Genomic DNA, 6500 nt, shown 5'->3' on the forward strand with positions numbered 1-6500 from the left:
GAGCCGCACTCGGTCAGCCTAGACCCCTGCGCTCACCAGTTACAACGGACGGCATCATCGGTTCATGCCCTCGGCTGACACCGCGCCCCCACCAGCACCGACCGCGTTGATCGCCATGCCCGGCACAGGGTCGGACGACGACTACGTTCGACGGGCATTCGGGGCGGCCGCCCGACTTCTCGACGTCGAGCTCATCGCTGTGGAACCGACCGCCGACCTCATCCCCGGATTCATCCGCGCACTCGACGCCGCGGCGCGCGAGCATGCGGTCGTCCTGGTCGGCGGCGTGTCCATCGGCGCGGTGACCGCACTGCGGTGGGCGCTGGACCGACAGGCCGCACACACCGGAACCTGTGCCGGCGTCCTGGCTGCGCTACCGCCGTGGAGCGGCGAACCGTCGGGATCGCTTGCCGCGGCGAGCGCCCGCCTCACCGCCGACTCCATCGAACGCGACGGACTCGACGCAACGATCGCGGCGATGGTCTCGACGAGTCCCGAGTGGCTCGGCGTCGAGCTGAGTCGGTCGTGGCGCGCGCAGTCCCGCGACCTGGTCGCACAACTGCGCGCGGCGGCGGAGTGCGCGGCTCCAACCTCGGACGACATCTCCAAACTCGCTGTGCCACTTGCGCTCACCGCCACGCTCGACGATCCACTACATCCCCGCACAATCGCCGAGGAGTGGTCGGCCGCTGCACCGCGCGCGGAGATCGTCGACGTCGAATTGACTCAGTGGGGCACAGATCCCTCGGTGCTCGGGACATCGTGCGCGCGAGCCTGGCTGCGCCTGAGTGCGGCGCAGGAGTCGGAGCCTGCCCGGCGCCTATGAGAGCGAGGTCAGCGGCGTCGACGAAAACGCTGCATTGCCGAGCCCGCCGAGCGGGTCTGATCGTCGGAGGAGTCGACGTCCCCACCGGCCGTGAACTCGGCGTCGTCGGCGGCGTCGCCCGTGTCCGTGCCACCCGTCTGCTGCGCAGTCGGATCGTCACCCGAGCCTGCAACGGCTCCGTCGGGTACGACGACGCCGGGCGGGACATCGCCACCCTCGGCCGACGCGCCCTCGAACATCTGCTGTTGTGCTGCGGCGACCTGCTCGGCCAAGACCGGCGGCAGGACAAGAGGCAGCATCTCGCGGGGAGGTGCGGGCTCGGCGCCTCGACGCACCACCGACTCCGCGAGCACGGCACGAGACAGCTGGGACAGTTCGGACGCGGTTTCGTTCGGTCCGCTCGCCACCAGGCGAACCATCCAGCGCGGGCCGTCGACGCCGATGAAACGATGACAGCCGCCCGGAACCTCTGCGACGATTTCGCGGCCCCAATGACCGTCTTCGATGCTCGTGGTCGCTCCGTCGTTCTTCAATGAGTCGACGAGTTCACCGACCACCTCGCGCCACAGTCCCGGCGACTTCGGCGCCGCGAAAGCAGCGACGGTGATCCGGCCGTAGGGAGTCACCAGGTAGACGGCCTCTGGTTGATGGTCGGCGGTCATCTCGACGGTGACCTGGCCGCCTTCGACAACAGGCACCAGCACGGCACCGAGGTCGAGGTGCGATTTCTCGAGATCCTCTGCCGGGGTGTCGAGTTCGGTGATGTCGTAGGGTCCGCGCGCCTGCCCGATGAGCAGCGGCTGGTCGGCAGTGTCCGACGCCGACTCGGGGTCTCGTGCCATCACGTGGGGTTCTCCTCGTTCGCGTTGTCGCCTGCGGTATCCGAGCCGTTGGCCGGGTCGACAGTGCCCGGATCGACGGATCCCCCACCCGTCAGTATGGCGTGTCCGCCGCTCGATCCGTAGCCACCCTCGCCGCGAGCTGTCTCGTCGAGCTCGTCGACCTCGGTGAAGTCGGCGAGTTCGATCCTCTGGATCAGCAACTGCGCGATGCGATCCCCGCGCACGATGCTGATCGTCTCCGACGGGTCGAGGTTGATCAGACACACCTTGATCTCCCCGCGGTACCCGGCGTCGATGGTTCCGGGCGCGTTGACGATCGACAATCCGGCGCGCGCGGCGAGTCCCGACCGCGGATGGATCAGCCCGACCGTTCCGAATGGCAGCGCCACGGCGATCCCCGTTCCGACGAGCTGTCGACGGCCTGGCGGCAGTTCGACATCAATGGTGGAACAGAGGTCGACACCCGCATCGCCGGCATGAGCCCGAGTCGGCAGTGGAATGTCCGGATCGAGTCGCTTCACCGGGATCTGACCGATCGGTGCAGCGCCGGGGGTGGATTCTACGGTCACGAACGCAGACTACGCTGAGCTTTGTGAGTTCATCCGAACGCCCCGAGGAGACCGGGGTCCGGTCGTCAGGACCGACTGATCCGGCAGCAGACCGCTACAGCGAACGGCTGCGTGTGCCCCTGTGGTGGTGGCCTGCCGCGGCAGTGGTGACCGCGGTCGCCGGATACGAGATAGAGCTCTCGGCGCATCGCTCGTCGTGGAGTTTCGTCGGATACATCGCCGTCGGGCTGCTGTGTGCATTCATGCTGTGGTCGATGGGCCGTACCCAGATCAGGGTCAGCGCCGACGGGGTCTTGCACGCGGGCAAGGCGCAATTGCCGAGCTCTGTCATCGCGCGCGGGGCGAGTATCCCTGCGTCGGCCAAGAGTGCGGCGCTCGGTCGGCAGCTCGATCCGGCTGCCTTCCTCATGCACCACGCGTGGATCAAGACGATGGTGTTGTTGGTGTTGGACGATCCCGATGACCCGACGCCCTACTGGCTGGTGTCAACGCGTCATCCCGAAAAGGTGCTCGCCGCACTGGGCATTCCCGATGCCAGCACGACGCATACGGTGAGTCCTGAGCACTCGGACCGCGACCAGGGCTGAAGCGACCTGGGCTGAAGCGACCAGGAGTGGGGACGACCAAGGCTGGGGGCCCACGGTCGGTCCGAGACTCACGAGCAGACGCAAGCGGCGCAGCGGTGCCGGATACCGGCACGCTGCGCGCCGCTCAGGCGCAGTCGACGCAGATGAGCGAGCTGCCGTTCTCCCGAGCCAATCGGCTGCGGTGATAAACGAGGAAGCAGCTGCTGCAGGTGAACTCGTCGGCCTGCTTGGGGATCACGCGGACGGAGAGCTCTTCACCCGAGAGATCAGCGCCGGGCAGCTCGAAAGACTCGGCCGTGTCGGTCTCGTCGACGTCAACCGCAGACGACTGGGCTTCGCTGCGACGAGCCTTCAACTCTTCGAGCGAATCCTCATTCAGGTCTTCGGTCTCCGTACGCCGTGGCGCGTCGTAATCAGTAGCCATTGTGTGCCTTACTTGGTTGGAGTTGGAGCCGAGGAGGACTGGCTTGTGGCCAGTCGACCAATGAGCACGATGCCTGTCGGGGGTTGGATTTCACCGACGTCACAACAACTCGTGGCGCCTGCAATTCGTTACCCCCAACCAAACAGATTTATGTGATGTGCATCACATATTCTGCAGACTGGTCCGCCCTTGTCTAGGACGGGGCGCCCGAACTGTAGTGCATCGCTTGTCCGCGGTCAACATCACGCGTACGCCGATTCATTCCCGAGTGTCGGTCGACTCAGACGCACACCCGGAGTGAACCAGGACTCGTGCGCAGACCGGACCGACTCACACGCACAGGGACCGACTCGCATACACAGTGCTTGACCCACACCCGCGCACGAACCCTCTACAGTGAACCTCGTCCTGCTCGCTGGGCTCCCGGCGTCGGCAGGCGCAGGTATGCGTGGATGCGAGAAGGAGCAGGGTCAACGGTGGTCTCGAGGATTACGGTCGGTTACCCCACCGATGACAAGGGACGCCCCTATCGACGTCGGCGTGCGCGGCCCGCCATCATCGTCGCGGTCATCCTGCTCGTCGTGGGTGTGATCGCATGGGCTGTCGCGCTTTCCAACTCGACGGCCGACGCAACGCCCACGAGTTGCAACCAGCCCACACCGGCCAGTTCATCGGTGGCGGCACCCCCGGTCGCCAATGCCCCAGCGGCCGCGTCGGCGAAGACACCGAAGCTGACCGTCGTCAGCCGTGACGACATGCTGAAGGTCGCACCCGCCGCACTGTCGACGTTCCAGGTGCGTGTGCTCAACGCGTCGACTCAGCGCGGCGAAGCCCAGACGGTCTCAGACGATCTGACCGCGCAGGGATTCAATCCCGTTCCCGACGGTGCATACGCCGACGACGCCCTCTACCCCAACCACGACCTCGACTGCGTGGCGCAGATCCGCTTCGGGCCCGCAGGAAAGGCTGCCGCAGCGTCGGTCTGGGTCGCGATCCCGTGTGCAGAACTCGTCGACGACGGCCGCACCGGTACCTCAGTCGACGTCGCGCTCGGCGAGCACTACAAGGCACGTGAGCAGTCGCAGGACACACAGGCCGCGCTCGAAGCCCTTCGCTCGGCGGACCCGCACAACCCCAAGACCGGAGCCGACCCGGGAGTGGTGCGGGCGGTTCACGCCCAATCCTGTTGATCGACAGCCTGATTGATCCCTCAGGAGATCGGCGACAGCGCGCCGATCTCATCGAGCAACGCGAAGAACTCATCAGCGATACCAGGCGCGACGGCAACCGTGGCGTCGCCGGCTGCTGAGCGCGAATCCGGTGGCGGAGTCCGCACAATCGCACCCGCCTCTGCTGCGATGAGGGCACCGGCCGCCCAATCCCAGGGACTCAATCCGTGCTCGATGTGCGCATCAACCGCGCCGGAGGCAACCATGCACAGGTCGAGCGCCGCGGCACCTATCCGACGTAGATCCCGAACCCGCGGAAGAAGCCGGGACATCAGCTCGCCCTGTGCGCGTCGGCGCTCGACGTCGTAGCCGAAGCCGGTCGCGACCAGAGCGAGGTCGACGCGCGAGATCGGGTTGGCACGAAGCCTCGTACGCACACCGTCGCGGACTTCATATGCGCCACCCGACAGCGTCGCCGTGTAGACGACGTCGCGCGCGACGTCGACCACAGCACCGGCAACCGACCTGCCGTCGACCTGGGCGGCCACGGAGACCGCATACGCGGGGATGCCGTAGAGGAAGTTGACGGTCCCATCGATGGGATCGATCACCCAGCGCACACCGGACGGGACCTCGACGGTGCCGCCCTCTTCCTCACCGAGCACGGCATCGTCGGGACGCAGGCGCTTGAGCAGCCCGCGGATGAGTTCCTCGGACTCGGTGTCGGCGAGCGTCACAGGGTCGGTCGGCGTCGATTTCGTCGACACTGCCGACGGGGCAACGTCATTGCCTGTTCCCGGTGCCGTTCCGGTGTGACCGAACAGCTCCGGCCGCCGCCTGCGGACATGGCGAGCCGCTTCGGTGGCCACCTCGAATGCCACCTCACCAAGCCGCTCCACATCGACGCCGGCGATAGTCGGAGCCGTATCGACCTTCTCGCGGGGGATGTTCACCAGACCATCATGTCAGTTGACCTTCGCCCGACCCTCTCGGTGACCTCTACTCGACCTGTGGGCGGCACGCAATCACCCGACGGGTACGCGATCGTCACCGTGCGACACGATTTCCGACAAGGTCCGCCCGTTGCACGTCACGCCTCGATAGCCTGAATATCGCACGGTCGCGGACACCGCGATCCCCGAGAGAGGAAGCCGCCATGACCGACTCATCCACCTCTGCGAGCGATTCCGCCGGACCACGCGCGTTCGGCGTCGACGTCGGGGGGTCGGGGATCAAGGGCGGAATCGTGGACCTCACGACCGGCAAGCTGGTCGGCGAACGCTACAAGGTGCTCACCCCCAAACCGGCGACACCCGAAGCGGTCTCGCGGGGCGTTGCCGAGGTCGTCGGCCACTTCAACTGGGATGGGCCCGTTGGCATCACACTTCCCGGAGTCATCACCGGCGGAACCATGCGCACCGCGGCGAACATCGACAAGGGCTGGATCGGCACGAATACCTACGAGCTCTTCGCCAAGGATCTCGGGGGGCGTGCTCTGTCGGTCGTCAACGACGCGGACGCAGCCGGAATGGCCGAGGACGCGCACGGCGCCGGACGTGGCGTCGACGGGGTGGTCATGCTGCTGACGTTCGGCACCGGCATCGGATCGGCGATCCTGGTGAATGGCACGCTCGTACCGAACACCGAGCTCGGCCACCTGATCGTCGGAAAGAAGGAAGCCGAGCATCAGGCGTCCTCGCGCGTGAAGGAAGAAAAGGGCTGGTCGTACAAGAAATGGTCCAAGAAGGTCAGCAAGGTCCTCGATGAGTACGAGGCACTGTTCTGGCCGTCGTTGTTCATCGCGGGCGGCGGCATCAGCTGCAAGGCCGACAAGTGGATTCCGTACCTCACGAACGAGACCAAAGTGGTTCCGGCGACCCTGCAGAACACGGCCGGAATCGTGGGAGCCGCGATGGCCGTCGATCAGGGTCTCAAGCCCTGATCCCGTCGACGTCGCAGCGATCTCGTAGCGCCCGCCCGGGGGGGCCCCCCCGGGGGGCCCCCCGGGCGCGTTACCGAGATTGCGACAACCGGCCGGCGCCCGGCGTTGTTTGCATTGGGGGGTTGTGTTGGGTTAGACATT

The 6500-nt window shown here is 66.4% G+C and carries 7 protein-coding genes and 1 pseudogene; 4 read left to right on the forward strand and 4 right to left on the reverse strand.

What is annotated here, in order from left to right; all coding sequences use genetic code 11:
* Positions 1–64 precede the first annotated feature (64 nt).
* Positions 65–826 carry an alpha/beta hydrolase gene (locus tag A5766_RS19755; protein WP_039854156.1) on the forward strand — a complete coding sequence of 254 codons (762 nt, stop codon included), beginning with the start codon at positions 65–67 and terminating at the stop codon, positions 824–826.
* An 8-nt stretch (positions 827–834) separates the two neighbouring features.
* Here the strand turns inward: A5766_RS19755 and A5766_RS19760 are convergent, their stop codons facing one another.
* On the reverse strand, positions 835–1668 hold the full coding sequence (locus A5766_RS19760; RefSeq protein ID WP_005201885.1) for a DUF3710 domain-containing protein: 834 nt from the start codon (positions 1666–1668) through the stop codon (positions 835–837).
* A 92-nt stretch (positions 1669–1760) separates the two neighbouring features.
* Positions 1761–2237: pseudogene (gene dut, locus A5766_RS19765) on the reverse strand (dUTP diphosphatase); the annotation flags it as partial.
* A gap of 23 nt (positions 2238–2260) precedes the next feature.
* On the opposite strand from dut, the gene A5766_RS19770 reads away from it, so the two are divergent.
* A complete protein-coding gene (locus A5766_RS19770; RefSeq protein ID WP_005201882.1) occupies positions 2261–2824 on the forward strand; it encodes a DUF3093 domain-containing protein in 564 nt (187 codons plus the stop codon).
* A 124-nt stretch (positions 2825–2948) separates the two neighbouring features.
* Here A5766_RS19770 and A5766_RS19775 read toward each other — a convergent pair whose 3' ends face one another.
* Positions 2949–3248, reverse strand: coding sequence for a DUF4193 domain-containing protein (locus A5766_RS19775; RefSeq protein ID WP_005173015.1), 300 nt, complete (start codon positions 3246–3248; stop codon positions 2949–2951).
* Between the two features lie 476 nt (positions 3249–3724).
* Between A5766_RS19775 and cei the strand changes: the two genes are divergently transcribed.
* Complete coding sequence (cei, locus tag A5766_RS19780; RefSeq protein ID WP_005201881.1) at positions 3725–4438, forward strand: envelope integrity protein Cei; 714 nt, start codon at positions 3725–3727, stop codon at positions 4436–4438.
* Between the two features lie 20 nt (positions 4439–4458).
* On the opposite strand, the gene A5766_RS19785 is transcribed toward cei, so the two are convergent.
* Complete coding sequence (locus A5766_RS19785; RefSeq protein WP_005201880.1) at positions 4459–5370, reverse strand: inositol monophosphatase family protein; 912 nt, start codon at positions 5368–5370, stop codon at positions 4459–4461.
* Positions 5371–5573: 203 nt separating this feature from the next.
* Between A5766_RS19785 and ppgK the strand changes: the two genes are divergently transcribed.
* A complete protein-coding gene (ppgK, locus tag A5766_RS19790; RefSeq protein WP_005201879.1) occupies positions 5574–6359 on the forward strand; it encodes a polyphosphate--glucose phosphotransferase in 786 nt (261 codons plus the stop codon).
* Positions 6360–6500: the final 141 nt, after the last annotated feature.

The organism is Gordonia sp. 852002-51296_SCH5728562-b (genome assembly GCF_001665475.1).
Lineage (GTDB): Bacteria > Actinomycetota > Actinomycetes > Mycobacteriales > Mycobacteriaceae > Gordonia > Gordonia sputi.

Excerpts from the sequence above, each read along its gene's own strand:
- A5766_RS19755 (WP_039854156.1), top strand. The coding sequence starts at position 65 with ATGCCCTCGGCTGACACCGCGCCCCCACCAGCACCGACCGCGTTGATC.
- A5766_RS19760 (WP_005201885.1), bottom strand. The coding sequence starts at position 1,668 with ATGGCACGAGACCCCGAGTCGGCGTCGGACACTGCCGACCAGCCGCTG.
- A5766_RS19775 (WP_005173015.1), bottom strand. The coding sequence starts at position 3,248 with ATGGCTACTGATTACGACGCGCCACGGCGTACGGAGACCGAAGACCTG.
- ppgK (WP_005201879.1), top strand. The coding sequence starts at position 5,574 with ATGACCGACTCATCCACCTCTGCGAGCGATTCCGCCGGACCACGCGCG.